Origin of the sequence: Pseudovibrio sp. Ad13, from assembly GCF_001623225.1 — a bacterium.
Taxonomy (GTDB): Bacteria; Pseudomonadota; Alphaproteobacteria; order Rhizobiales; family Stappiaceae; genus Pseudovibrio.
Window position 1 is genome coordinate 56,587 of the sequence record NZ_LMCC01000016.1, and the last position, 25,735, is coordinate 82,321.

Genomic DNA, 25,735 nt, shown 5'->3' on the forward strand with positions numbered 1-25,735 from the left:
TTTTCCCTCTAGTATCGGTTGCAACAAAACAACTTTCTGGAGGGGAAACACGCCATGGCAGATCTGCCAAAGCTTACGGACGCAACGCTTACGCTTGAAAACCGCGTTGCCACGCTCACCATGAACCGTCATGACCTGCGCAACGCCCTCACCGGCTCTGCGCTGATTGACGACATCGTGACAACGGCGAAATGGGTCAATATCTGCCCTGATGTCTCAGTTCTACTTCTGACGGGCGCAGGCTCAGCCTTCTCCTCAGGCGGCAACATCAAAGACATGGCAGAACGCGACGGTGACTTTGCTGGCAATGTGGCTGAGGTGGAGAACCACTACAGGCGCGGCATTCAGCGCATTCCTCTCACCCTGCAAAATGTGGAAGTGCCGATCATTGCAGCCGTCAATGGCCCTGCCATCGGAGCGGGCTTTGACCTTGCCAACATGTGCGACATCCGCCTGGCCTCCACCAAAGCCAAGTTCGGAGAGACCTTCCTGAACCTTGGCATCATCCCCGGCGATGGCGGCGCATGGTTCATGCAGCGCTTGATCGGCTACCAGCGCGCAGCAGAGCTTACCCTGTCGGGACGTGTTATCAACGCCCAGCAAGCCAAGGAATACGGCCTTGTGTTGGATGTGTACGAGCCAGACGAGCTTATGGCAGAAGCCAGCAAGATGGCTCAGCAGTTCGCCTCTCAGCCCCCAAAGGCCACGCGCCTCACCAAACGCCTGCTGAAGATGGCCCAGCGCACTGAGCTAAAAGACTTCCTCGACCTGTCCGCGTGTTTTCAGGGCATGAGCCACAATGAGCCCGAACATCTGGAAGCTGTGCTCGCCTTCATGGAAAAGATGAAATAAGCCTCAAAACAAGAAGAGCGCTGCAGACTGGCGGATACCCGGCAGCGTACAGCGCTCATTCAAGAAACAAGAAATGCGTTATTTCGCAGGCCTGCGAATGGATGGTTCTGCTTCCAAAACCAGCGGATTAAGCCCCTCTCCGCCATCCTTCACAATGTCAAACAGTTGCAGCCGCATCCGCGGCTCCCAAAAATCGTTGATGTGATCGGCAATACCTGCAACCGCCTCTTCATGCGGCTTATGCTTGAAGAAACCAGCGATCTGGTTTGCCATGTAGGTGAGCTTTTCTGGTGCCATACCCGAGCTCTCCTCCCTTTTAAACTCTCAGTTCCATTGCGCGCAGACTGCACAAGCATCCCTAAAATCAGAAAATACTCATGCAGCCCAGCGTCAAATACACTTATTCCGCAGCTTCAATCCGGCGAGACCGAGCAGCATGCTCCTGATACTCTTCCTGCCAGTCTGTCTGACCGTTGGAAAGAGAAACCTGAACCGCCGTCACTTTGTATTCCGGACAGTTTGTCGCCCAATCAGAATAGTCGGTCGTCACCACGTTTGCCTGTGTCGCTGGATGGTGGAACGTGGTGTAAACAACACCCGTTGAAACACGATCCGTCACATTCGCCCGCAAGCTGGTTTCGCCAGAACGGCTCATAAGCTTGAGCCAGTCACCATCTTTAATGCCGCGCACTTCCGCATCATGCGGATGGATCTCCAGCACATCTTCCTCATGCCAGACCACATTGTCTGTACGCCGTGTCTGAGCGCCAACATTGTATTGGCTCAGAATACGGCCCGTGGTCAAAAGCAACGGGAAGCGCGGTCCGGTCTTCTCATCCGTCGCAACATAGTCGGTCCGAATGAAACGGCCTTTGCCACGCACAAACCCGTCCAGATGCATGGTTGGCGTGCCTTCCGGCATTTCCTCATTACAAGGCCACTGAACAGAGCCCTGCTCTTCCAGAAGGTCGTAAGTCACATTGGCAAAGCTTGGAGTGGTTGCCGCAATCTCCTCCATAATCTGAGAAGGATGCGTATAGGTCCAGTTCGCACCCATGGCATTTGCAAGCAACTGGGTCACTTCCCAATCCGCATAGCCATTGCGCGGCGCCATCACTTTGCGTACGCGGTTGATACGCCGCTCAGCATTGGTGAAGGTGCCATCCTTCTCAAGGAAGGTGGAACCCGGCAGGAACACATGCGCATAGTTCGCGGTCTCATTCAAAAACAGGTCATGAACGATCACGCATTCCATGGCAGCAAGACCAGCAGCAACGTGCTTCGTATCAGGATCAGACTGCAAGATGTCCTCACCCTGCACATAGATGCCTTTGAACGTTCCCTCAACAGCTGCATCCAGCATGTTCGGAATACGCAAACCCGGCTCGTCAGAGATGGTCACACCCCAGATCTGCTCATAGATATCACGCGCATCAGCATTCTTCACATGGCGATAGCCCGGCAGTTCATGCGGGAACGACCCCATATCACAGGATCCCTGCACGTTGTTCTGACCACGCAGCGGGTTAACACCAACGCCTTTCTTACCGATATTACCAGTCAGCATGGCAAGGTTCGCAATGCCGATAACGGTCGTGGACCCCTGACTGTGTTCCGTCACGCCAAGGCCGTAATAGATCGCGCCATTACCGCCGCGCGCATAAAGCCGTGCCGCCCCGCGCACTTCCTCAGCAGGAACACCCGTCAGCAACTCAGCAGCTTCAGGGCTGTTGGCCGGATCAGAGACGAACTCAACGTAATCCTGAAACTCATCCATATCGCAGCGTTCACGAATGAAGGCCTCATCGAACAAGCCCTCAGTCACGATCACATGCGCCATCGCAGTCACAATGGCAACGTTCGTTCCCGGACGCAGCGCCAGATGGTGCGATGCCTTGATATGCGGAGATTTCACCAGATCAGTCCGGCGCGGATCAATCACGATCAGCTTTGCGCCCTGACGCAAACGCTTCTTCAAACGAGAGCCAAACACCGGATGCCCGTCTGTCGGGTTCGCCCCGATGACCAGCACCACATCAGAATGCTCAACACTGTCAAAGTCCTGCGTCCCCGCAGATGTGCCAAACGTCTGACCAAGGCCATAACCGGTTGGTGAATGACATACGCGTGCGCAAGTGTCCGTGTTGTTGTTCTCAAACACCGCACGTGTCAGCTTCTGGACGAGGAAAGTCTCTTCATTGGTACAGCGAGAGGACGTGATCACTCCAACAGACTCTTTGCCGTACTGCTGCTGAATGCCCTTCATCTTGTTCGCCGCAAAGCTCAGGGCTTCATCCCAGGAAACTTCCCGCCATGGCAGATCCACACTTTCACGAACCATCGGGTTGAGAATACGGTCCTGATGCGCCGCATAACCATAAGCAAAGCGGCCTTTCACGCAGGAATGACCACGGTTCGCCTTGCCGTCCTTATACGGCACCATGCGCACCAGCTCATCACCGCGCATCTCTGCCTTGAAGGAACAGCCAACACCACAATAAGCGCAGGTCGTCACCACAGAACGTTCCGGCTGTCCGATATCGATCACGGACTTTTCCTGAAGCGTCCCTGTCGGACACGCCTGCACACAGGCACCGCAAGACACACACTCAGAATCCAGGAAACTCTTAGACATGCCCGCGGTCACGCGAGAGTCAAAGCCGCGACCAGTAATGGTCAGCGCAAAAGTTCCCTGCACTTCCTCACAGGCCCGCACGCAGCGCGAGCAGACAATGCATTTGGCAGGGTCATAGGTGAAATAAGGATTGCTCTCGTCTTTTGGCTTCCAGCAGGCATTCACCTCACCGCCGCCATCACGCATTTTAAAGTGGTTCTGCGCATCAGCGCCATAGCGCACATCGCGCAGACCAACCGCTCCGGCCATATCCTGCAGCTCACAGTCACCATTGGCAGCGCAGGTTAAACAGTCCAGCGGGTGATCAGAGATGTAAAGCTCCATCACACCACGGCGCAGGCCTTTAAGACGATCTGTCTGGGTGCGAACCTGCATCCCCTCTTCCACCAGCGTGGTACAGGAGGCAGGCGTTCCGCGGCGTCCTTCAATCTCCACAAGGCACAGGCGGCAGGAGCCAAAGGCATCAACCATATCCGTCGCGCACAATTTGGGAACCTGAATACCAGCTTCCATGGAAGCCCGCATCACAGAGGTTCCCTCAGGCACGCTCACATCAAAACCATCAACGGTGATAGTGACAGTCTTTTCAGCGGTCGATTGAGGAGTACCAAAGTCTGTTTCTTTAATCAGGGTCATGGGTTCACTCCGCCGCGTCCGTTAATGGCTTTACATGAAAATCCTGCGGAAAATGCGTCAGAGAACTCATCACAGGATAAGGTGCAAACCCGCCAAGAGCACAAAGCGAGCCCATTTTCATCGTGTCGCAAAGGTCAGTGAGCAACTCAACTTGCTGCTCTGGCTGATCCCCTTCAGCAATCCGGTCCAGCACTTCCACACCGCGCACAGACCCAATACGGCACGGCGTACACTTGCCGCAGCTCTCAATGGCGCAGAACTCCATGGCAAAACGTGCCTGCTTGAGCATATCGACCGTATCGTCAAACACCACGATCCCCGCATGGCCAATCATGCCATTACGCTCAATAAACGCCTCATAATCAAAGATCGTGTCAAACAAAGACGGCGGGAAATAAGCGCCCAGCGGACCGCCAACCTGAACAGCCTTCACCGGACGACCACTCAACGTGCCGCCACCGATATCGTAAATCAGCTCGTTCAGTGTCAGACCGAAAGCCGTCTCAAACAACCCACTGTTCTTGATGTTGCCCGTCAACTGGATCGGAATAGTCCCATGGGAGTAGCCAACACCGTAATCGCGATAGAACCGTGCGCCGCGATCCATAATGATCGGCACAGACGCCAGCGACATCACGTTGTTGACCACAGTTGGACAGCCAAACAAGCCCTCAATCGCCGGCAGCGGAGGTTTGGCCCGCACAATACCGCGTTTGCCTTCAAGGCTGTTGAGCAGCGAGGTTTCCTCACCGCACACATAAGCACCAGCCCCTTCACGCACTTCCATATCGAATGCATGATCAGAGCCCATCACGGAAGCTCCAAGAATACCGGCTTTGCGCGCAATCTTGATCGCGTCCTGCATAATCGCAACCGCATGCGGGTATTCAGAGCGGGTGTAGATGTACCCCTTGGTCGCACCCACCGCGATACCCGCAATGGTCATGCCTTCGATGAGAACGAACGGGTCGCCCTCCATGATCATCCGGTCAGAAAACGTACCACTGTCCCCTTCATCGGCATTACAAACGATATACTTCTGCGCACCTTGCGCCTTCAGCACAGTGTTCCATTTGATACCTGTCGGAAATCCAGCGCCACCGCGGCCACGTAGACCACTGTCGGTCACGTCCTGCACAATCTCCGCAGGCGTCATCTCAAGCGCACGCTTCAGACCAAGAAAACCGTGATGCATCTCGTAATGTTCAAGAGAAAGCGGGTCAGTGATGCCACAGCGGGAGAACGTCAGACGCGTCTGACGCTTCAGATAAGGCATCTCTTCGGTCAAACCATGACACAAAGGATGGTCACCACCATCCAGCAGGCCCGCATCCAGCAGTCCGGCCACATCAGATGGCTTCACCGGACCATAGGCTATCCGGCCCTGCTCGGTTTCAATCTCAACCAGCGGCTCCAGCCAGTGCATACCGCGAGATCCGTTACGGATGATTGTCGCATCCACACCGCGCGCGCGCAGCTCTTCCGCCAGCGTCTCAGCAACACGGTCAGCGCCAACCGCCAAAGCAGCAGCGTCGCAAGGAACGTAAAGGACAGCCCCCATCACTTCACCTCCTCAACAAGCTTCAGCACAGCCTCTTCATCAAGGCGGCCATGCAGGTTGCCATCCATCATGGCAGCTGGTGCACACGAGCACAGGCCAAGGCAATAGACCGGCTCCAGCGTCACCTTCCCATCAGGCGTGGTTTCGTGCCACTTGATGCCAAGGTCTCTTTGAATGTCATCTGCAAGCTTTTCGCCGCCCATCGACTGGCAGGCTTCTGCACGGCAAACCTTCAACACGTGGCGTCCGGCAGGTTCTGTACGAAAGTCGGGGTAAAAACTCATTGTGCCGTGCACTTCAGCACGGCTCAGGTTCAACCGATCTGCGATCTTTAAAAGCGCATCCTCGGGAACATAACCAAATTTCCCCTGCACATCGTGCAGGATTGGCAGGAGCGGCCCTTCCTGATGTTCGTGGACATCAATAATCGCGGCCGTTTCTTTTTCTATATCCTGCGATTGCGTCTGCAAGGCCATAAAATCCTCCCTCCTCGCACGTCAATGCATCGAATTGGCACAATATGTCGCAGGCAATCAATATGATATATCCGTTGGGCGATTGCACATCCCTATCAAGGAAATCACGTAGAGAGCTCTTTGCCCTGCGAAATTCTAGTAATTCTCTTCAAAAAAATGTCCAAAAGCGGCGCACGAGGCTCACGCTGCGTCGCAATCAATCCAACCATAATACTGGCATAAGGATCAGAGATCGGGATGATCTCCAGATGATCAGAGGCAATTGTCTGCGCCACAGCCTGTGGGATAATCGTCCCCCACCGTCCGGTACGCACATGCGCCAGCAGGCACATGATGGAATCTGACTGCAGCACAGGCTTTGCCACCACATCAACATCATGCAGGATATTGTTGATGATACGCCGGCATTGCATGTCACTGGTCAGCAAACACAGCGGAACCCTGCTCACGTCCTCCAGCGTGGCATGCTCGCGGCCAGAAAGCGGCCCACCTTCAGCCACTACAAAGCAGTAGCGCTCCCGGTAAAGAGGAATTTGCAAAACCCGCCCCAAAGGCTCGTTGTCCAGATAGGTCAGCCCCACATCAATTTCCAGATTTTCCAGCTGCGCCAGAATCTCAGAGGACGGACGCGAGAACACCGCAAAATCAACGCCCGGGTTTTCCTCGCTAAAGCATGTGGTGAGTTCAGGAACATACGTCAGAGCTGTGGGGATGGAGGCAATCCGCAACGTACCCGATTGACCATCACTGACCGCCTTCAGCTCCTGCTTCATGGTCCGCGTATCAGCCACAAGCTTGCGGGCCCATTCCAGCACCCGCTCCCCTTCTGGCGTCAGGCCCTGAAAACGCGAGCCACGCAAAACCAGCAGAGCGCCAAGCTGTTCTTCAAGATGTTTGATATTGGCCGAAAGCGTCGGTTGCGTCACACCACACTCGTCCGCCGCCTTCCCAAAATGCTTCTCACGCGCCAACGCAATAAACATCTCCAGCTTATCGATCATGGGTTATCCTCGCAAACGTTCCCGCAACACCATCCATCAGCAAGCACCAGTCTGTCAGACCGATACCGCTCGAGATTGCTCATATCCTCCTACAAGCAATCCCTTAGATGTTTTTTCTTAGCTCTGAAATGAACTAGCATATTCAGAGCAAGAACGATAACGCGGAACGTCAAGAACACAGCGCGGTTTGGATAAACTCTGCAATCAGACGTTCATACCAATGAAGCTTACACCAGCGACCATGAATATGGCGGCCAGCATGCGGCGCACCCAATTGCCCTCACCCAGGACGACAAAACCGATTAAGGCGGCAAAGATGACGGAGGTTTCGCGCAAGGCTGAGACAGCGCCCAGCGGGGCAAAGTTTTTGGCGTAAAGCACCAAACCATAAGCAATCATGGAGACCAGACCACCCGTCAGGCCCAGCGCCCATGTTCTCCTGGAAAGGCTTGGCAAAACAGACCACCGCCGCACACCAATGAAGGCTGCGATAAAGACCTGCAAAAACGCACCCCACGCCCAGTAACTCAGCGTGTTGCCAGAAAGCCGGACACCAACACCGTCAACCAGCGAGTAAGCAGAGATACAAACACCTGTGGCAACCGCAAACCCAAGCGCCGCACCGCCAACACCTTGCCGCAAGGCAGACCAGCTGGACATCTGAATACCAAACCCGATCAAGCCAATGCCAAACCACGCCCAAAACGGCAGCACTTCCCCCACAAACAGCATAGCCCATAAGGAAACCAGAGCCGGAACAATACCGCGTGCGATGGGATAGACCACGCTCAGATCCCCATGACGGTACGCCTGTCCCAGCGTGTAATAGTAGACAAAGTGAATGCAGGTGGAGAGCGCCACATAGCCAAAACTCTCAGGTGCTGGCAAAGGCAGGATCATGATCATGACCCCCGCCGGGATCACATGGCCAAACGCCACAAGTCCGAGAGTAAGTGTGCGATCACCCGCTGTTTTAACAATCGCATTCCAGATCGCATGCAACAGTGCTGCTGCAAGGATTATCATTATGATGGATAGGCTCATCAATCAAAACCATTCGTAGTGTGGAAGCCTGCCGGGCAGCTTTTGCAAAGCTCCATCATCCAATCTGCGACTGACCTCGCAACACCAGAAAACCGGCTTCCATCTTGTTTTATCTATCTTTTAAAATGCTGTAATTTCGAAGGTTTTCGATTTCTGCATCTGGTTGCCCGTGTGCAGTTTTAAGCAGATCACAGGCGGGTAGTCTTGTTTCAACTCAGCTTTTTCGGGAGGCAATGAAACTTTGAATGCGCCAGTCCGCAAAGGCAGTCACAAACGGTTCGTCAAGCGGGCTGTCGGTCACCACATAATCCACCTGTCGTGGGTCCGGTCCCACATACGGTGCTGTCTCACTCAGCTTGCCATGATCAAACGCAACCAGCACCCGATCCGCTTTTTCTGCAATGGCAGCACTCAGTTGAGATTCAGCACTGCTTTGATAGAGAAACCCCTTGCTGGCAGAGACCGCATCAAGGCTGAAGATGGCCATATCAAGCGCGAACCGCTGTACCTGACAATAGGTGTCGTGACCAAAGGTTCCCCGGTCATTGACCTGCATTTCACCACCAAGCAAATGCACACGGTTGCCATTCACATTCACCAGTGTCTGCGCAACACCAATGGAGTTTGTGACCACCGTCAGGTTCCTGCGCAATCTCAGGTCTTCAGCCACATATGCCGCGGTGGAGCCAACATCCAGATAAACGGTCATGCCATCTTCAACCACATCACACACAACAGCGGCGATCAGCCGTTTCTCATTGGTGCGCTGTGAAATACGACGAAAGAAGCTTGGGTCGTTTTGCGAGCTCGCCAGATACGCCCCGCCGCGCACCCGCTCAAGGTCTGAAGTCATCGACAAAGACTTCACCGTCCGGCGCACAGTTTCTTCAGAAACATCCAATGCCTTAGCCAGATCAGCATTGCGTGCCGATCCGCCAAGTCGTTTCAAAACTTCCAGCAGTTCCAGTTCGCGGTGGCTATGAGACATCTGCCCCTCACGTTTGCGCGGATAATCACGTTCTGTGATTGCCTTACTCCACAACTACAGTCAAATTCCAACACATATGTCGATTTATGTTGGAATTTGTGTGCAGCTGTGGATTATTTGCTGGCAAACGACCACAGTTACATCTCTCTTTCATATTGCCGGAGTAACGGTCTGTCGGACTGCGCCACACCTGTGGCTTTGGGGGATCAGGAACATGCAAAACAAACGCAATGTGCTTTTTATCATCATCGACCAGCTGCGCGCGGATTGTGTGTTCGGTGAACTTGGCAAACACGTAAATCTGCCAAACCTGCGCGCGTTCATGGAAGACAGCGTCACCTTTACGCGCCACTTCTCCGTCACCAATCCCTGCGGCCCGTCCAGAGCGTCACTGCTGACAGGGCAATATGCCATGAACCATCGCTCTGTACGCAATGGCACACCGCTGAGGCACGACACGCCCAACATCGCAACGCAAATGCGCAAGGCGGGCTATCTGCCCATGCTGTTTGGATACACGGACACCTCACAGGATCCCCGTGCCTTCCACCCGAATGATCCGGCAGTCAGAACCTACGAATACCCGATGGACGGCTTCCATGAGATAACGGAGATGCGCATGGATATGTCCTATCCATGGCAGTCTCACCTCATGAACCAGGGGTATAAATTTGAGAAGTACTGGGACGTCTACAAGCCCGTCTCGCCAGAAGGCAAAGCCCCACGCCTCAACGATCCCGCGCTCTATGCAGCTGAAGACAGCGACACGGCATTTTTGACAGATGCCTTCCTCAAGACAATGCCAGCCTACAGCCAGCAAAGCTGGTTCGCGCATCTTACCTACATTCGTCCGCACCCTCCGCTCGTCGCTCCTGCCCCATATAACGACATGTACGACCCGCAGAGCCTGCCGCTCCCAGAGCGACTGGAAAGCGCGGAAGACGAGCAAGCCCAACATCCATTTTTCACCCCGGTCATGCAAAACAACAGCGCAGCCAGCTTTGTTGAAGGCTTCCCGGATCTGGAACCAACAGACGAAAACATCCGCACCCTGCGCGCAATCTATCTGGGGCTGGCCACAGAAGTGGATCACCATGTAGGCCGTGTTGTGCAGTTCCTCAAAGACACAGGACAGTACGACGATACCATGGTGATAATCACAGCTGACCATGGCGAAATGCTGGGCGATCATCACAGCTGGGGGAAAATGACCGTTTATGATGCGGCCTACCACACCCCTCTCATCATCCGCATGCCAGAGGGAGAGCACGGAACGCAGGTCTCACAGATCACCGAGTCCATCGATATCATGCCGACCATTCTGGAATGGGTCGGGCAGGATGTTCCTGGCTCCGTGGACGGCAAGTCCCTACTCCCGTTCCTCCAAGGTGAAACACCTGAGGACTGGCGTACAGTTTCCATGTCTGAATTGGACTTCGCTGATCCTTTGGAACCAACACTCTGGCAGCAACAGCTTGGAACCAAACTGGACAACTCCTGCCTGAGCATCTTGCGCGATGAGCGTTTCACACTTGTGGAGTTTGCAGCTGATCTGCCCCCCATGCTGTTTGACGCACAAGGCCAAGGTGAAATGGAAAATCTGGCGCAAAAGCCAGAGCATACTCAAACACTTGCACGTATGACCCGTGAACTGCTCCGCCACCGTATGAAGAACATGGACAAGACCCTGTCCAACTGGATGATCACCACAGACGGCCCGAAACACTGACCCAGGAACGGGGCACCACACCATGCCCCGTTTTTCATCACGGACAGACAAACAGCTGATCAACGCTGTTTAATCTCCTCAATCATCGCCTTCCCAATCTCAGCGATCACCGCATTGCGCTGCTTAAAACTCGCATCACTGCCCATCATATAGGCTGCTGCAAGATATGGCTTCCCCGTTTCCGGCCAGATAACACCGATAATCCCCCGCGAACCATTGTGACCAGCACCGCTCTTGTCTGCTATGCGCCAGTCCTTCGGCAGATGCTTTCGGATCAACTCATCAGCCACCTTGTCATCCACCATCCATTGCTGCAGCTGTGCGCGGGAAGATGGAAGCAACACATCCTCAAACAGCAACCTGTCCAATGTCTTGAGCACAGCAGAAGGCGAAGTAGTATCACGGGGATCTCCGCGCCTGGCTTCATTCATAGCCGGCTCATTCCGGTCCAGACGCGTCACCCGATCACCAAGCCCACGTAAGAATCTGGTCAACCCTTCCGGCCCATCAACGCGTTTCAAAAGCAAGTTTGCAGCACTGTTATCGCTCATGGTGACCGTCGCTTCACACAGCTGGCCAACACTCATTCCAGAAGCCAAATGGTTCTCCGTGACAGGAGAATAAGAGACAAGCTCGGTTGCCTTGTAAGTGACAAGATCACCAAGGCTCTCTTCACCGCGATCAACACGGCTTAAAACGGCTCCGCAGAGCAATGCCTTAAACGTGCTGGCCATGGGAAACCGCTCGTCCGCCCGATGCTCAACGGTCCAGTCAGAACCGGTATGGCGCAGCACCACACCAATGCGCCCTCCAACCTCAGTCTCCAACTGACTGACTGTGTCCATCAGTGGCCCAGCCTCACTGACCAAAGGCAAGCTCAACGTGAAGGCCAACGCACATGCAAACCGTCTCATAGGAACGCAGCTTTCCTCTAAAAAACGCAACATTCTCCAATTCCTTTCATGGTGAGCAGCGGCCCCAGCAACAAATAAATTTCATGAAACAGGTACAGCGTAGCTCCTGCCGCAAAGCAGAACACTCAGCAACATAAATTCGCCAAAACCAGCGCTTAAGCTAGAAATTACATGTGGTGGGTACCGGAATAATCAGATGCACTCTCAGACCTAAACACTTTTAGGTAGAGCCACAAACGACTAATTCTCGACACAAATATTAGAAAAACTAATAGGCATGGACCGACCAAACATCCCCCTCAACGCCCTCCGTGCCTTCGAAGTCGCCGCCCGACAAGGCAGTTTTACCCGCGCTGCAATCGAGCTGAGAGTCACACAAGCCGCTGTAAGTCATCAACTTATCGCGCTGGAAGAGTTACTGGGAACACCTCTTTTCCACCGCACCCCGAAAGGTCTGATCCTCACCGATGAAGGCACAGCCTTACACCCCATCCTCACCCAAAGCTTCGACAGGATCGGAAATATCCTCGACCGTTTCCTTGATGGTCGCTATCAGGAAACCCTCAATGTCGGCGTCGTGACCACCTTTGCAACTGGTTACCTCATCGAGCGCCTGCCGGACTTTCAGCAAAAACATCCCGGTGTGAACCTGCGCCTGTTCACCAACAACAACCGTGTCGACATCACCAAAGAAGGCCTTGATATCGCAATACGATTTGGCGAAGGCCTCTGGCCGGGACTGCAAGCAACACCATTGCTGACCACCCCTTTAACCCCATTGAGTTCACCAGATATCGGCCTCTCTCTCAAAACCCCTCAGGACCTCACCAATCACACGCTCTTCCGGTCCTACCGTTCAGATGAATGGGAGCTATGGTTCCAACACGCAGCGACAGCCTGCCCCAAAATCACAGGCCCAGTCTTCGATTCCTCCCTCGCCATGGCCGACATGGTTGAAGCAGGTTTAGGCATCGCCCTTCTGCCCCATGATATGTTCAAGCGCAGAACTTCAGAAGGTCGCCTCGTCCGACCATTCCCCTTCGAAGTCACAACCGGCAAATACTGGCTCACCCACCTCAAATCCAAACCCGCCACCCCAGCAACCACCCTCTTCAAAAACTGGCTACTCACCCAAAAGTTAGTTTCCCTCAACTCGACACACACAGCTTCCTAAGTAAGGGGCGCACTTTCGTTTGCGCAGTTCGACAAAGTGTGGCCAATCATAATTAGGTCGGCAAGTTAGACCGCAGTTAAGGTTCATGCCCCATCAAGGCAATTACCAGCCATCCTAAACATTCGAAAAGCGACTGGAGATTTAATAGCCACCTAAATAAATTTAACTATTTGGCGATCATCAACAACCTCAAACAACATAAAAATTATATCATTTACTATTCTCGCAATAAAAACAATGGTATAATAAATAACTATTGCACAGAGCATAAATTCGCATCAATCTAAAACAAACCCCACCCTCTCAAACTCACAACAAATCAAATTAACACTATTATATCTTGACATTTAACTTCTAAGATGAAGTATTCATATTATTTTCATGCCAAGCCAAGAATCTCTGGCACGCCACTTTGAGGCTTTTAAAATGTCTATACCTCGTATCTTCATCGGCTATGATAGCCGTGAGATCATTGCCTACCATACACTTTGTCAAAGCATAATTGATACCGCATCAATCCCAGTTCAAATATGCCCGATTGAGAAATCCTCATTAAGAGAAATTTTTAATCGCGAAACACATCCTCTTCAATCAACTGAATTTTCATTCAGTCGTTTTCTTACACCTTATCTATCGGACTACGAGGGATGGAGCTTGTTTATGGATTGCGACATGATATTTCGTAAAGACATTGCAGAGCTATGGGCACTTCGCGACGATCGGTATGCAGTTATGTGCTGCAAACATGATTATGAACCGGAAGAAGGCATCAAATTCTTAGGAAATCTTCAGAGCAAATATGCAAAGAAAAATTGGTCCAGCGTCATGCTGTTCAACAATGCTCAATGCAAATCACTTACTCCTGAATACGTTAACACGCGAAGTGGTTTAGAGCTTCACCAATTCAAATGGCTTGCAAATGATGATCAGATCGGTCCACTTCCGCTAGTGTGGAATCATCTAGTTGGTGTTTATGATTTTGACCCGAATGCCGCCATTGTGCATTACACAATTGGAGGCCCTTATTTTGAGGAGTTCAAACACTGCGATTATTCTCAAGATTGGGAGCGCTATAAATCACGAATGCTTTCTGCGCAGCAGATTGAAAAGTCCAAACCAGTTCCAGCCTAAAGATAATCATGAAACATTGTGTCGTTACTACATTTCACGAAGCTGGGTATCAGCAATATGGAAAACGGTGTATCGAAAGCTTCCTAATAAAGTGGCCAGACACAGTCTCAATGCTAGTTTACCCTGAAAAGACTTCCGTTAGCTTCTCAGAGCCAAGATTACAGTTGATAGATCCTTTGGTAGCTCTACCAAAGCTACAGCAATTTAAATCTTCTTATTACGATAACCCTTTTGCCAACGGCACCAATCCAATTGTTCCAGAGCAAACGAATAACTTTCGTTGGGATGCTTATCGCTTTTCGAACAAAGTCTTTGCAGTGACAGATGCAATTCGTCGCTGCCATGGCACCTTCGACCAACTTATTTGGCTGGATGCTGACACTGTTACGCACACTGTAATACCAGAAGAGTTTCTTGATAAAATGGCACCCAACGCGAGGCAACTCGCCGCCTACCTCAATCGACGCGGATATCCAGAATGTGGTTGGGTAGGGTACAATCTAAATCATCCTGAGATCTTGAATTTTGCCAACAGATTTGAGCAGATTTATCTCTCTGGTGAATTCCTTACATTCAAAGAAAATCACGACAGCTACATTTTTTGGGAAATCGTTCAGGAAATGGAGCAAGCTAAGAAAGCAACTTTTAAGGAGCTCGGAAGTAGATGGCAAACAGGACATATTTTTATAAAAAGCGCGTTAGGTAAATATGTTGATCACCTCAAAGGGGGCCGAAAAATTGAGGGACGCAGTAAAGAGCGGGATACTCTATCCTTTACACGTAAACTTCCTCGTTTTCTGAAACAAAGTTTTTCTAAATAAAATTTTCAAAAGAAGTGACGTAGCTTAAATGCTCACGACACATCCAGGAGCTATCTGTGACTCATTCTATTCAACGCCTTGGTTTCGATAAGTCAGACCATAGCTTTTGGCAGATATTGATTGTTTGTAGCGGGAAGGAATTTCTCGCAACTGGTAAACAGTTTTTACTCAGTTGCGAGGCATGCTCTCCAGGCCTTCGTATTGTGATTGGAATTTCAGATGGTGATGAAGAAGCTACTGAGCTTTTACAACAGGTAAGCCAACAACTCTTTGCCACAACAATTTACAAATTTGAATTTACTTCAGATTATGTTTCTACCACCAATACAGCAGCCCTCTATGAGGCTGCAAGCTGGCTGGCTGGTCGATCAAACCACTCCCTATTGATTTTAAGAGTCGATTTTACTGTTGTTGAAGATCTGACATTATTGCCTGTTGTCCTACAAAACTGCGATTTGGCGGTGCATACCATCCGCCTTAAAGAAGACGGACATCGTATTGCCTACCCTCAACCTCTTTGGTTAAAACACTCTCCTAAAACTTACCGCCTTCTGGAGTTCATGAAAAATCACATTGCTCCAGCCAACATACAGACAGACGTTTCTGAAGTGGGCCTTATCAAGAAAGCTATCCTTAAAGAAAACAACAAAATTAAGACTGGGTGTATTCCTGAATATTATCGCGATAAGTCATTACGCAGAAACTCATATATTTTGCGCCGTCCAATTGATCATGTCAAAGGTGAACTAAAGCAACTTACCGGTCTGAAAAGTAAGATCGAGTGCACCAAGAGCAAACCAAAGAACCTGGTGCTATTTCCACTACAGGATATCGGCACTAAGCAGCCATTAGACGATAATAGTTTTTCAATTCGTGTTTCCCGATTATCTCGTCCGGGTCGGATTGGATGGCGCGCAATGGCACGCCTTATTTCTTTGTCGACACAACCTGAAAATTCTGCCAGAATCTTACCTGTAGCTCAATGGGAGATAACTCAGGAGCTAGTGGACCGACTCCATTTTGTCGATCGGCTTTACATTCCCCACAAAACGCACAATCAACTTCCAGTTGATAATGCTACTTTCTATATGCAGGAGTATCTACCAGAGATATTTACTTGTTCTTCTACTGGTTGGGGCCCTTCCGCAGATTGGGCAAGTTCAGATGATTTTTTAGACTTCTCTATTGAACCACGACTAGAGAAATTTAAAGCTGAACTAAAAGCTGAAAAAAAAACCAAAGCTCCGCAAAAGAACCAAAAACATCAATCAATACCAGATTTTGATATTCTTGCTGTCCTTCAGATTCCTGATGATGAAGCTCTGACTCTACACGCCAGTTGTACATTAGAAAACTTCATTGAAGATATGGCAAAACTTGCTGAGAGTCAGGGCCTTAAAGTATTATTTCGAAAGCACCCTCTGGATCTTAGCGATTTTTACGACACAGCAAGGAAAAAATGGCGAAGCAAGCATCTGCTCTTTTCTAATGTCGGACATATTCACGACGTACTGGCAAAATCCAAATGTGTAGCTGTCATTAATAGTGGTGTCGGTCTAGAAGCAATGTTATTGGGGAAACCTGTTATTGCTTTCGGTAGAGCTATCTACGATCAAGCAGTCACAACAGTATCCAGTAAAGTCCTCATTCCGTCCTATCAACGTGCTATCTCTGAAGATGATGTCTCACGTATCAAGCGATACGATCATTTCCTTTCATGGTTCCTCTACCATACAAGCTTTAAACTTGATGAAACTCATCTTTATAATACACTTGCGGGCACCGAAGCTACTCGAGTAGTTGAGAACCCAGTCTACAACTACTATCAAGATGAGAAAAAACTAGCGGCATCGCGAGCAAAAAAAGTTGAGTTCAAGAAGTCCAAGCTTTTGGGATTGTCTTTTGCTGATGTTGTTGGAAAAACTAATAAGCCTTTAAAAAAAGCAAAGAAAGTCATCCAAAAAAACTATTACCATGAAGCCGTTAACCGCTCGAAGGGTTTGTTTATGCCGCACTTCCAAGCGGACATGTTGACAGGAAAACGTGTGTGCCTTGTCGGAAATGCTGGAAAGTTACTCGAGAGCAATGCAGCTGAATTTATCGATAGTCACGATATTGTTATAAGAATGAACCTTGGGTGTCCCTACATCGTTAAGAAAGGTATGACTATTGATTCCACATGCAAAAAGTACATTTACGGAATATTTACTGATGCCCGTTCTAGTCAATCAGAAGATTACACCGTCTTAGATCCTAAAACACCAAATCATATTTTAGAGGAATATACCGCGATCTCAGCGATTGGCACAAAATCAGACATCTGGTCATGTTCAACGGCAGATCGTTCAAGACAACTATTCTTTGCGCCAATTTTTAATACTCACAATGTCGCACCTCACCCAAGTTTACATCACCTGTCATCAAAATTTATTCTAGACCACAAAGTAGAACGATTACCGAGTTTCTATACAAAGAAATTGCAGAAAAAGCTCTCAGCAGAGCCTACTTCCGGAATCATTTGGCTTGAGTTTCTCCGTCAGACACAGCTTGAGGAGTTATCCTTGGTGGGTTTTGACTTTAACAAATCCAAACACATCATCCGTGAGGGACTGAGCCTCCTAGAAGCTACTGGAAGATACCGCCATAACCCTCAAAGGGAACAAAATTACGTGAAGAATTGCGTTCTACCAGCACACAGCAATATACACCTTTATTAATTTTTATACTGAATGTGCAAGCACAATTCTTAGTGCATCTCGATGCAACGCTCTTATGATAACTTTAAAATCAAATGAAAGCTTATAATATGTCATTGAAAGAGACCTTAACTACAGAGCGATCAGAAATAGACAGTAAGCAACAAGAGATAGCGCAACTAAGTAAACGGCTACTTCAACTAGAAAATAGAATGTCTGCGGTTGAAGGAAAGAAAGCACGACCACTTGAAAAGCCTGAGATGTCAAAGGCCGCGCAGGAGATGGTTGAAACTCTCTTTTCTCGGCTAAGTCCCATGGATGTTGCCGGGCATGAGTTAGCTCGAGTTGGACGCACCTTTGATGGAGGCTATGTCATGGTGCCTCCACGATCAGAAGAGAAAATTGCGTATTCCTTGGGTATCAACCGTGATGTCTCTTGGGATTTAGAGATGGCGCATAAGGGTCTTAAAATTTATCAATATGACCATACAATTACTGGGCTACCTTGCCAGCATAAGCAGTTTAATTATTTTAAGAAAGGTATAACTGCTTCATTTCAGACCAACAAGCACATGACCTGCTTACGAGATGAGATAAAGAAAAATGGGCATCAGAATGCAAATGACATTTTGCTGAAAATAGACATAGAGGGTGACGAGTGGGAGGTTTTTGCAGATCTAGAGACAAACGAATTACAGAAGTTCTCGCAGATACTGGTTGAGTTTCACGATTTACATAAAGTATATAAGCTATTTTGGTTTAGAACTGCTTTGGAAGCATTGAATAAAATTTTTCAGACACATCAAGCTGTTCATGTTCACGGGAATAACAACACAGCATTGCGCATTGTTGGCGGTTATGCAATTCCACCGGTTCTGGAAGTCACATTTTTACGCCGCAACTCATATCAATTCTCACCATGCACGCGAATTTTTCCGAATAAGTTGGATCAACCAAACAATCCAAGTTTTGCAGAGCACCAATTGGGTAGTTTCCAGTTTCCACACACAGACTAAGCTTGGGCTGTTTCTCATCCTAATGAAAATCCCGGCTCGGGAAGAGCCTCTTTGCTTGTTCTCGTGGGTGGCGAGCTCGTGTGGCGCTGTTTGGGATGAGAGGTCGACGTGGGGCGTCATCGGCTGCTGGTAATGTTTGGCCGATAACTTCGTCCAGCGGATGCCCCAGCAAGGATAAACGGTCTGAATAGTCACTGATTTCCTGCGCGATGAGATGCACGACAATCCCCTCTCGTTGCAGGTAACCTGTAACGTAGAGCAAGCGACCAGAAATGACTTCTCCTCGGAATTTTTGATAAACCTTCGGCCAAACCACTACATTACAAACCCCAGTTTCGTCTTCAAGCGTCACAAAAATAACTCCAGACGCCGTTCCGGGACGCTGACGTATAACAACAACACCGCAAACACTTGTTCGATCCAGAGAAGCTTTCTGCAAGGCAGCATGTGTTGTAAGTCCGGGTATTTCCGGACGTAGCAGTTCCATCGGATGCGCTCGCAATGACAGTCGTGTTGAAAGATAGTCTTCCACCACCTCTTCCCCCAAATGCATAACAGGCAAGTTCACATCTGGTTCAAAGATCGCCTCTCCATCAAAGGGGTCATTAAACAGAGGTAGCGGTGTGGTACCTTTAATGGCCTTTACTTGCCAAAGAGCATCACGACGATTGAGCCCCATGCTAACAAAAGCATCTGCCTCTGCCAGCTTCTCAAGTGCTGCCGGGATTACATGAGCACGCTGCCAAATGCTTTGTGGATCTGGATAGCCATTGCCACGAGCGGCTACCAGCCAAAGAGCATCTTCTTCATTAAAACCCTTGATCTGACGAAAACCAAGTTGAATGGCCAGTTGCCCGTCACTACGCCGCTCCAATGTATTATCCCATTGGCTACGGTTGGCGCAAATAGGCCTCACCTCCACATCATGCTCTCGGGCATCTCTTATAATCTGAGCTGGAGCGTAGAATCCCATAGGTTGAGAATTAAGGAGCGCACAGGCAAAAGCAGCTGGATAATGGCATTTAAGCCAGGCAGAAACATAAGCAAGCATACCAAAAGCAGCAGCATGGCTCTCAGGAAAGCCGTAATTACCGAACCCTTCAATCTGAGAAAAACATCGCTCTGCAAACTCTAACTCATAGCCACGCTCCAACATGCCATTAACAAAACGGGTCTTGAAAGAACTGATGGTCCCCATACGCCTGAAAGTCGCAAGTGAGCGCCGCAAGCGATCTGCTTCTTCTGCAGAAAATCCTGCTGCAACTTCCGCAATCCGCATAGCTTGTTCCTGAAAGAGAGGCACTCCAAGTGTTTTCCCCAAAACGCCTTCTAATTCTGTTGAAGGGAACGAGACTTTTTCCAGGCCTTGTCGTCGCTTAATATAGGGGTGCACCATACCACCTTGGATCGGGCCGGGACGCACAATGGCAACCTCAATCACCAGATCATAGAAGGTGCGTGGCTTCATACGCGGCAAAAAATTCATCTGAGCACGACTTTCAACCTGAAAAACACCCAGTGCATCTGCAACACAAAGCATATCGTAGGTTGGCTTATCTTCCTGTGGCACACTGTCAATTGTGAGTTGGCGCCCTTCTTTTTCTTCAATCAAAGCGAAGCACTTGCGGATGCAAGTGAGCATACCAAGGCTCAACACATCGACTTTCAGGATGCATAATGCATCAATATCATCCTTATCCCATTCAATGACTGTGCGGTCTTCCATAGATGCATTCTCGATAGGGCATAACTCATCGAGCCGACCTTGGGTAATCACAAAGCCACCTACATGCTGAGACAAATGACGAGGAAAACCAATAATCTCTTTTATGAGGCGAATGGTAAGAGCAAGGCGATGATCTGACCCAGACAGGCCGAGTTCTTTTAGTCGTTCTTCGGGTACACCTTGATCAGAAGATCCCCACATCTGCCCTGCTAAGTTAGCAAGTAGATCCTGCGACAAGCCCATAACCTTCCCAACCTCGCGGATGGCAGCACGAGATCGGAAATGAATGACGGTCGCGCACAAACCTGCGCGATGGCGACCATACTTCTGGTAGATGTGCTGAATAACTTCTTCACGGCGCTCATGCTCAAAATCTACATCAATGTCTGGCGGCTCTCCGCGATGCTCCGAGATAAAACGTTCAAACACCATAGAAATGGTTTCTGGAGCCACATCAGTAACACCAAGCGCATAGCAGATAATGGAATTGGCGGCAGACCCTCGACCTTGACATAAAATGCCTTGAGAGCGGGCAAAGGTGACAATGTCGTGCACCGTCAGAAAATAAGCAGCAAACTTAAGCTTAGAGACAAGAGCCAACTCTTTTTCAACAAGAGAACGAACACGCTCAGTCTCTCCCTTGGGATATCTGCGTTTAATGCCTTCAAGGGTAAGCCGCTCCAACCGCTGTTGAGCCGTTTCGCTCTCACTTCCTTCCTGTGGGTATTCATAGGACAGTTGGGATAAGCAAAAAGAGCAGCGATTAGCAATCTCCTGCGTTCTTTTGACCGCAGCTGGGTACGCACGAAACAGCTGAGCCATCTCCAATGGTGTCTTGAGGCGGCGTTCACTATTAGGCAGAGCACGGCGACCAATCTTGTCTATGGTCACCCCCTCACGAATACAGGTCAGAACATCAGCCAGTTGCCGGCGACCTCCATGATGCATAAGCACATCACCAACAGCTACCATTGGTGTTGCAAGACGCAGAGCCAATTTCGCGCAAGCATCGAAGTAAGCTTGATCATTCCCATCATACTGTGGCACAGCCCCTAAGAAGACATGAGAAGGATAAGTATGCGCCGCCTGTTGAATATGCTCTCGAACTTGAAGCCTATCGATCGCCTCTTGAGGCAAAGCGATCAACATTAGACCACAAGCCCCTTCCAGAAGATCTTTTAAGAATAACTGGCATTCACCTTTTTCAGTGCGCCTTTTTCCTTTGGTAAGAAGCCGGGACAAGCGAGCATAAGCAGAGTGGTCTTGCGGTAAAGCAATCCAATCAACAGGGCTGTCCTCCAAAACCAGGCGACACCCCACCAGCAAACGCGGCAGAGACATAATAGGTTCTCGTAGGTCGTCAGCACCTTCCTGAATTTCTTGTCTACTATTTGCATCAGTACGATGGCAGGAACGGACAGTCAGGGCCTCGTCTCTTTTGCGAGCAAGTTCCTTAAGCGCTGAATAAGCACGTACAACTCCAGCCAGAGAATTTCGATCTGTTATAGCAATCGCCGAAAGCCCCAGGCTGGCAGCTCGAACCACCAGTTCCTCAGGATGGGAGGCTCCGGTAAGAAACGTGAAGTTGGAGGTAACACACAATTCAGCGTAGCTCATGCAAACTCTCCTTGCACGAACCACGCTGGATTTAGTGGCGTGAAAAACATCCAGAGGCGTCGGCCTTGTTCGGTTTCCACACGCCAATAGTCTCTTACACCGGATCGCCAATTGGGATCGTCCAGCCACCACTCTGGGCAAATACGTTCTGGTCCTGTTGCGGCGGCAACCGAAAAGCGCATGCGCCGCCAGCTGAATACATTAGGCGGCTTCTTTTCATGACCTTCAACAAGCTCTGGAGAAAACAGTTGTAAAGGACGCAAATTCTGTTCTTTCCACTGCCCCTCAGGTTCACAATAGGCTGCAGGCGATACAATGAAACTACGCTCAGGAATATGGCTATCTGCTGGCTGAAAACGCTTAATCTTTTCCAGACCAATGCGACTCCCGAGCCGCGTAATCAGATCACTCAGCACATCATTTTTCTTTGGCTGAGCATTGCCGGTCTCCAGTTGCTTTAATGGCAAAGCCTCAACAGCCAAAGCTTCCAACCGTATCTGATCGATACCAAATCCTGCATCTAACTCTCGCACACTTCTCTCAAACAGCGACAGAATGCTCGTCCCCTCACGCATGGGCCGAGCAAGTCGCAATTCTACCTGCACGCTGGCCTGATCAACACGCTGACAGGTCATAAGCAACACCCGGGTGCCCATCTCTTGGCCTTTTAGCTTATCACAGATGCGTTGCAGCAATCGCTCAAGAGCAGCCATCACATCATCATAAAGACCGATAGGATCAGGAAAATTTAGCCGGGCGGCATAAGAGATATCTGGCGCCATAGCATTGATTTGCTCTGGCTGGTCACCAAACGCTTGGTCGATACGGCGCATCAATGGCAAACCAAAGCGTCGACCTAGCGTGGCCCGCGGTGTTACCAGAAGGTCACCGATAGTACGCAGACCAAGGCGCTGCAGTGTCGCACAGGTTGCCTCATCCAGCCTTAATGCTGCAGCAGGTAAAGGGCCTAAAGCTGCCTTGAGTTGTCCATTAGGGACAATGCCTCTACCGAAATGAGAAACAGCCCAAGCCCCACCAATCGTGCCAGCCAACCCAGAGCGAACATTGAGTTGATAACTCTGGAGCCGGTCATGAATATCCGCGAGAAGTTCAGCTTCACTGCTGAAGAAATGAGTTGAGCCAGTGACATCAAGCAACAAGCCATCGTTTCCATCGAAACCGACCCATGGGCAATACCGATCAGCCCATCGCGCCAACATCTTTAAGAACCTGTCATCAGCATACCGGTCTGCTGAGCGTGTCAGCAAATCAGGGCATAACGCCTTAGCATCTGAAAGCCCCATACCTGAAGCCAGCCCCAATTGCATCGCTCTGCTGTTTAAACAGTGTAATCGCTCTGTACTTTTTTCATGAGAGGTTACAGCAAAAGGCGCAGATGTGGGATGTGAGCGTAAAATACGATCACTGGCCATCCTCGGAAACCACAATGACACGATGCGCCTTGGCATCCCAATACACCTTCCAACCACTCAATGTTCCTATTTTGTTCTTAATGAGCTGCCAGTGTTGAAGAGTCAAGTTCTTATCGGATATATGGTTTCCCTTGAATATAGGAGAGCAGTGCCAACGAGTTTGTGTCGCATTGCTCCCAGCCCCTTCAGGTATAATGAGAATCCCGGTAGAGCCACCTTGCTCAGCTGCCAACTGCAAACGCCTGCCTGCAGTCAGATCGAGCTTTTGAATGGCCACAGAAATTACTAGATCCACAGCGCCAGAACGCAAGCCATCTTCTGTACATGCGAGTAAATCATTGTGGTTCTCAACCTCAACCAAAACGAGATTCTTGGGAGACATAAAAGCTGCTAAACCTGCTGGATTGAGTTGCTCAATTTGCCAACCAGTCTGAAGCCACAACACTCTCATATCAGCTTGCCCGCAGGCCATCGCTGCAAATGCTGTCGCTCCGGCTCCACATACTTCATGAACCCGGCTGACTTGAAGCGGAAAAAAACTCTTAAACTCTGCCATCACAGCCCGATTATCTCTCAACGAAGAGAACATATCAAGAACATTATTTTCATAAATTCCCTTACTCATTCGCACATACATGAACGAACAATATGAGGCAAAACTCTCATCTCACAAACTGTTGGCTACCAGAAATTTCGCAGGCATAACACACACGCAAGCACGTCCTCTGGCATATTCTATAAGGGATAGGACAGGCTACGCAGCACTCTGCGGGGTGTTTTATCGCTTATAGAGAGAAGAGCTGAAACGAAAGCCCTGTAACGTATGGGATGATTGCTGCGCAGGACGATGACAAAAAATCTACATGGGCGCAATCAGCAGAGATCACATACTACAAAACCATCCCCTCCACGGTATCACTCCAAACGTTAACCGCGACCGGAACTTGTTTAAAGCCCAACGAGCCCGAAGCAAACTCATCAGCAGAGCATCCATGTCGTCATTGCCCCTACCTATTACGCAAAAGGAAGATTACGAGTACATACCCCACAGCAGAGTGATGTTTGCAAAGACAACGGGTATAACTTTGAGCAACCAGGAACGTGAGTGTCTGGGGTTTGAAGGGGAGCAATCTGGGTAAGGCAGCGTACATGGTACCGGCCAGTCCTTACAGACGAGGCGGCCCTACACACCAGTTATTCCCGCTGTATCCCCGGTCTGTTTCAGAGAGTATTTCTGAGAGGACTTAAAGGCGGGGGGATATCTTTCAGCACACCCTTGAGCCTTTCACTAAGTCCGAAGGCATCACCCTCACCACTTATGCCCGAATACAAGAAACACCCATCAAACCACGAGAACCATGGCATACCCGTGTTTTCGACTTAGCAGCGCAATATAAACGCAAGTATCTCAAAGCAACGTACCTAGGAACGCAAAAACGCTCCGCTTGTTGATGGGCGATCCGACAACCTCTATGAGAACTTCCGCTCCATAACTTGAACGCTACAGCGATCTAAGTCCATCACCACATACACACACGCTGACATATATTGATAAGAGAACCTATGGAACACTCTGCAGGGTATTCTGCCGCCTTATTGGAGGAGTAGAGTTGAAGTGAAAGCCCTATAGAGTGCAAGAAAAGTGATATGGTCGCTTCCTCAGAGCTGCGGGCATGCAATGGTTGGTTCGTAAGAGCTGAAGGCATCAGGTTTGATATTGTCCGCTTGCTGAAGCTGACAGGATAAGCACAGCAGTTGTTTCAGACCTGCATTAGGAAGGCACCGCAACACGCAGGATTTAAATAGCCGCTGTTTGGTAACTATACTTGAGCTTACTCAGACTTAATCACGGGTTCAGCAGTCTCAAGACACCCCTACTCACTCCCCTTCTCTTTGGGATACACGGAGGGTAGTGCTTGTCTCATAACAGCACCGCAAGGCTATGCGTTTCAATCCCTTGAAGTCGTTGCTTTGGTTTCACTGAGGCCAACTGGAGGCTGTATATTCAGGGAGTATTCTTCGGTCAGATGGCATTGCAATCTAGGTGATTGCCGACCACTCAGAGCTCATCACTCTGCTTTTCCTGCCTGCGCTCTAGCATGCATTAGAACGCAAAAAACCCCCATGCGTTATGCATTGGGGGCTTTTGTCTGATATGTTGTTCTGTTTTATTTTGTAGAGATTTGTCGGTGTGGATTATTCATGCCCGGCGGCGCCCTACTCTCCCGCGTCTTAAGACGAAGTACCATTGGCGCAGGGGCGTTTCACTTCCGAGTTCGGGATGG

Annotated in this window: 18 protein-coding genes; 7 read left to right on the forward strand and 11 right to left on the reverse strand. The window is 49.9% G+C overall.

Annotated elements, in window-relative coordinates; translation table 11 throughout:
• Positions 1 to 54: 54 nt before the first annotated feature.
• Positions 55 to 852: an enoyl-CoA hydratase-related protein gene (locus PsAD13_RS19485; protein WP_063319234.1), complete on the forward strand. Its 798-nt coding sequence runs from the start codon at positions 55 to 57 to the stop codon at positions 850 to 852.
• Positions 853 to 930: 78 nt separating this feature from the next.
• Here the strand turns inward: PsAD13_RS19485 and PsAD13_RS19490 are convergent, their stop codons facing one another.
• The 7 genes from PsAD13_RS19490 to PsAD13_RS19520 form a co-directional block, all read right to left on the reverse strand.
• Complete coding sequence (locus PsAD13_RS19490; RefSeq protein WP_057463687.1) at positions 931 to 1,149, reverse strand: formate dehydrogenase subunit delta; 219 nt, start codon at positions 1,147 to 1,149, stop codon at positions 931 to 933.
• 103 nt (positions 1,150 to 1,252) lie between these two features.
• Positions 1,253 to 4,123, reverse strand: a complete 2,871-nt coding sequence (gene fdhF, locus PsAD13_RS19495) for a formate dehydrogenase subunit alpha (RefSeq protein WP_063319235.1) — start codon at positions 4,121 to 4,123, stop codon at positions 1,253 to 1,255.
• A 4-nt stretch (positions 4,124 to 4,127) separates the two neighbouring features.
• On the reverse strand, positions 4,128 to 5,684 hold the full coding sequence (locus PsAD13_RS19500; RefSeq protein ID WP_063289342.1) for an NADH-quinone oxidoreductase subunit NuoF: 1,557 nt from the start codon (positions 5,682 to 5,684) through the stop codon (positions 4,128 to 4,130).
• Positions 5,684 to 6,160: a formate dehydrogenase subunit gamma gene (locus PsAD13_RS19505; protein WP_057463683.1), complete on the reverse strand. Its 477-nt coding sequence runs from the start codon at positions 6,158 to 6,160 to the stop codon at positions 5,684 to 5,686. The genes PsAD13_RS19500 and PsAD13_RS19505 overlap by 1 nt, the downstream gene beginning before the upstream one ends.
• Positions 6,161 to 6,264: 104 nt before the next feature.
• Positions 6,265 to 7,161, reverse strand: a complete 897-nt coding sequence (locus tag PsAD13_RS19510; RefSeq protein ID WP_057463682.1) for a LysR family transcriptional regulator — start codon at positions 7,159 to 7,161, stop codon at positions 6,265 to 6,267.
• Between the two features lie 204 nt (positions 7,162 to 7,365).
• Positions 7,366 to 8,187: an EamA family transporter gene (locus tag PsAD13_RS19515; RefSeq protein ID WP_063289343.1), complete on the reverse strand. Its 822-nt coding sequence runs from the start codon at positions 8,185 to 8,187 to the stop codon at positions 7,366 to 7,368.
• A 232-nt stretch (positions 8,188 to 8,419) separates the two neighbouring features.
• A complete protein-coding gene (locus PsAD13_RS19520) occupies positions 8,420 to 9,193 on the reverse strand; it encodes a DeoR/GlpR family DNA-binding transcription regulator (protein WP_063319236.1) in 774 nt (257 codons plus the stop codon).
• Positions 9,194 to 9,407: 214 nt separating this feature from the next.
• Between PsAD13_RS19520 and PsAD13_RS19525 the strand changes: the two genes are divergently transcribed.
• Positions 9,408 to 10,922: an alkaline phosphatase family protein gene (locus PsAD13_RS19525; RefSeq protein ID WP_063319237.1), complete on the forward strand. Its 1,515-nt coding sequence runs from the start codon at positions 9,408 to 9,410 to the stop codon at positions 10,920 to 10,922.
• 59 nt (positions 10,923 to 10,981) lie between these two features.
• On the opposite strand, the gene blaPSV is transcribed toward PsAD13_RS19525, so the two are convergent.
• The gene (gene blaPSV, locus PsAD13_RS19530; RefSeq protein ID WP_153040940.1) at positions 10,982 to 11,869 is read right to left on the reverse strand and encodes a PSV family class A beta-lactamase; all 888 of its coding nucleotides are present in this window, start codon (positions 11,867 to 11,869) and stop codon (positions 10,982 to 10,984) included.
• 244 nt (positions 11,870 to 12,113) lie between these two features.
• Here blaPSV and PsAD13_RS19535 point away from each other — a divergent pair, with 244 nt between their 5' ends.
• The 5 genes from PsAD13_RS19535 (at position 12,114) to PsAD13_RS19555 (ending at position 18,674) form a co-directional block, all read left to right on the forward strand.
• Complete coding sequence (locus tag PsAD13_RS19535) at positions 12,114 to 13,010, forward strand: LysR family transcriptional regulator (RefSeq protein ID WP_063319238.1); 897 nt, start codon at positions 12,114 to 12,116, stop codon at positions 13,008 to 13,010.
• Between the two features lie 426 nt (positions 13,011 to 13,436).
• Positions 13,437 to 14,141, forward strand: a complete 705-nt coding sequence (locus tag PsAD13_RS19540; RefSeq protein WP_063305124.1) for a hypothetical protein — start codon at positions 13,437 to 13,439, stop codon at positions 14,139 to 14,141.
• A gap of 8 nt (positions 14,142 to 14,149) precedes the next feature.
• A complete protein-coding gene (locus PsAD13_RS19545) occupies positions 14,150 to 14,962 on the forward strand; it encodes a hypothetical protein (protein WP_063319239.1) in 813 nt (270 codons plus the stop codon).
• A 56-nt stretch (positions 14,963 to 15,018) separates the two neighbouring features.
• Positions 15,019 to 17,679 carry a glycosyltransferase family 29 protein gene (locus PsAD13_RS19550; RefSeq protein WP_063319240.1) on the forward strand — a complete coding sequence of 887 codons (2,661 nt, stop codon included), beginning with the start codon at positions 15,019 to 15,021 and terminating at the stop codon, positions 17,677 to 17,679.
• 89 nt (positions 17,680 to 17,768) lie between these two features.
• Positions 17,769 to 18,674: an FkbM family methyltransferase gene (locus tag PsAD13_RS19555; RefSeq protein ID WP_063305127.1), complete on the forward strand. Its 906-nt coding sequence runs from the start codon at positions 17,769 to 17,771 to the stop codon at positions 18,672 to 18,674.
• 19 nt (positions 18,675 to 18,693) lie between these two features.
• Here PsAD13_RS19555 and PsAD13_RS19560 read toward each other — a convergent pair whose 3' ends face one another.
• The 3 genes from PsAD13_RS19560 to PsAD13_RS19570 are packed head-to-tail and all read right to left on the reverse strand — an operon-like array spanning position 18,694 to position 24,075.
• The gene (locus PsAD13_RS19560; RefSeq protein ID WP_084404783.1) at positions 18,694 to 22,017 is read right to left on the reverse strand and encodes an error-prone DNA polymerase; all 3,324 of its coding nucleotides are present in this window, start codon (positions 22,015 to 22,017) and stop codon (positions 18,694 to 18,696) included.
• Complete coding sequence (locus PsAD13_RS19565) at positions 22,014 to 23,486, reverse strand: DNA polymerase Y family protein (protein ID WP_084404784.1); 1,473 nt, start codon at positions 23,484 to 23,486, stop codon at positions 22,014 to 22,016. Before PsAD13_RS19565 ends, PsAD13_RS19560 begins: the two co-directional genes overlap by 4 nt.
• A complete protein-coding gene (locus PsAD13_RS19570) occupies positions 23,440 to 24,075 on the reverse strand; it encodes a hypothetical protein (RefSeq protein WP_208986829.1) in 636 nt (211 codons plus the stop codon). Before PsAD13_RS19570 ends, PsAD13_RS19565 begins: the two co-directional genes overlap by 47 nt.
• Positions 24,076 to 25,735 lie beyond the last annotated feature (1,660 nt).

Excerpts from the sequence above, each read along its gene's own strand:
- PsAD13_RS19500 (WP_063289342.1), bottom strand. The coding sequence starts at position 5,684 with ATGGGGGCTGTCCTTTACGTTCCTTGCGACGCTGCTGCTTTGGCGGTT.
- PsAD13_RS19505 (WP_057463683.1), bottom strand. The coding sequence starts at position 6,160 with ATGGCCTTGCAGACGCAATCGCAGGATATAGAAAAAGAAACGGCCGCG.
- PsAD13_RS19560 (WP_084404783.1), bottom strand. The coding sequence starts at position 22,017 with ATGAGCTACGCTGAATTGTGTGTTACCTCCAACTTCACGTTTCTTACC.
- PsAD13_RS19555 (WP_063305127.1), top strand. The coding sequence starts at position 17,769 with ATGTCATTGAAAGAGACCTTAACTACAGAGCGATCAGAAATAGACAGT.
- PsAD13_RS19490 (WP_057463687.1), bottom strand. The coding sequence starts at position 1,149 with ATGGCACCAGAAAAGCTCACCTACATGGCAAACCAGATCGCTGGTTTC.
- PsAD13_RS19485 (WP_063319234.1), top strand. The coding sequence starts at position 55 with ATGGCAGATCTGCCAAAGCTTACGGACGCAACGCTTACGCTTGAAAAC.
- fdhF (WP_063319235.1), bottom strand. The coding sequence starts at position 4,123 with ATGACCCTGATTAAAGAAACAGACTTTGGTACTCCTCAATCGACCGCT.
- PsAD13_RS19525 (WP_063319237.1), top strand. The coding sequence starts at position 9,408 with ATGCAAAACAAACGCAATGTGCTTTTTATCATCATCGACCAGCTGCGC.
- PsAD13_RS19535 (WP_063319238.1), top strand. The coding sequence starts at position 12,114 with ATGGACCGACCAAACATCCCCCTCAACGCCCTCCGTGCCTTCGAAGTC.
- PsAD13_RS19570 (WP_208986829.1), bottom strand. The coding sequence starts at position 24,075 with ATGAGTAAGGGAATTTATGAAAATAATGTTCTTGATATGTTCTCTTCG.
- PsAD13_RS19515 (WP_063289343.1), bottom strand. The coding sequence starts at position 8,187 with ATGATAATCCTTGCAGCAGCACTGTTGCATGCGATCTGGAATGCGATT.
- PsAD13_RS19520 (WP_063319236.1), bottom strand. The coding sequence starts at position 9,193 with ATGTCTCATAGCCACCGCGAACTGGAACTGCTGGAAGTTTTGAAACGA.
- blaPSV (WP_153040940.1), bottom strand. The coding sequence starts at position 11,869 with ATGTTGCGTTTTTTAGAGGAAAGCTGCGTTCCTATGAGACGGTTTGCA.
- PsAD13_RS19540 (WP_063305124.1), top strand. The coding sequence starts at position 13,437 with ATGTCTATACCTCGTATCTTCATCGGCTATGATAGCCGTGAGATCATT.
- PsAD13_RS19545 (WP_063319239.1), top strand. The coding sequence starts at position 14,150 with ATGAAACATTGTGTCGTTACTACATTTCACGAAGCTGGGTATCAGCAA.
- PsAD13_RS19565 (WP_084404784.1), bottom strand. The coding sequence starts at position 23,486 with ATGCCAAGGCGCATCGTGTCATTGTGGTTTCCGAGGATGGCCAGTGAT.
- PsAD13_RS19510 (WP_057463682.1), bottom strand. The coding sequence starts at position 7,161 with ATGATCGATAAGCTGGAGATGTTTATTGCGTTGGCGCGTGAGAAGCAT.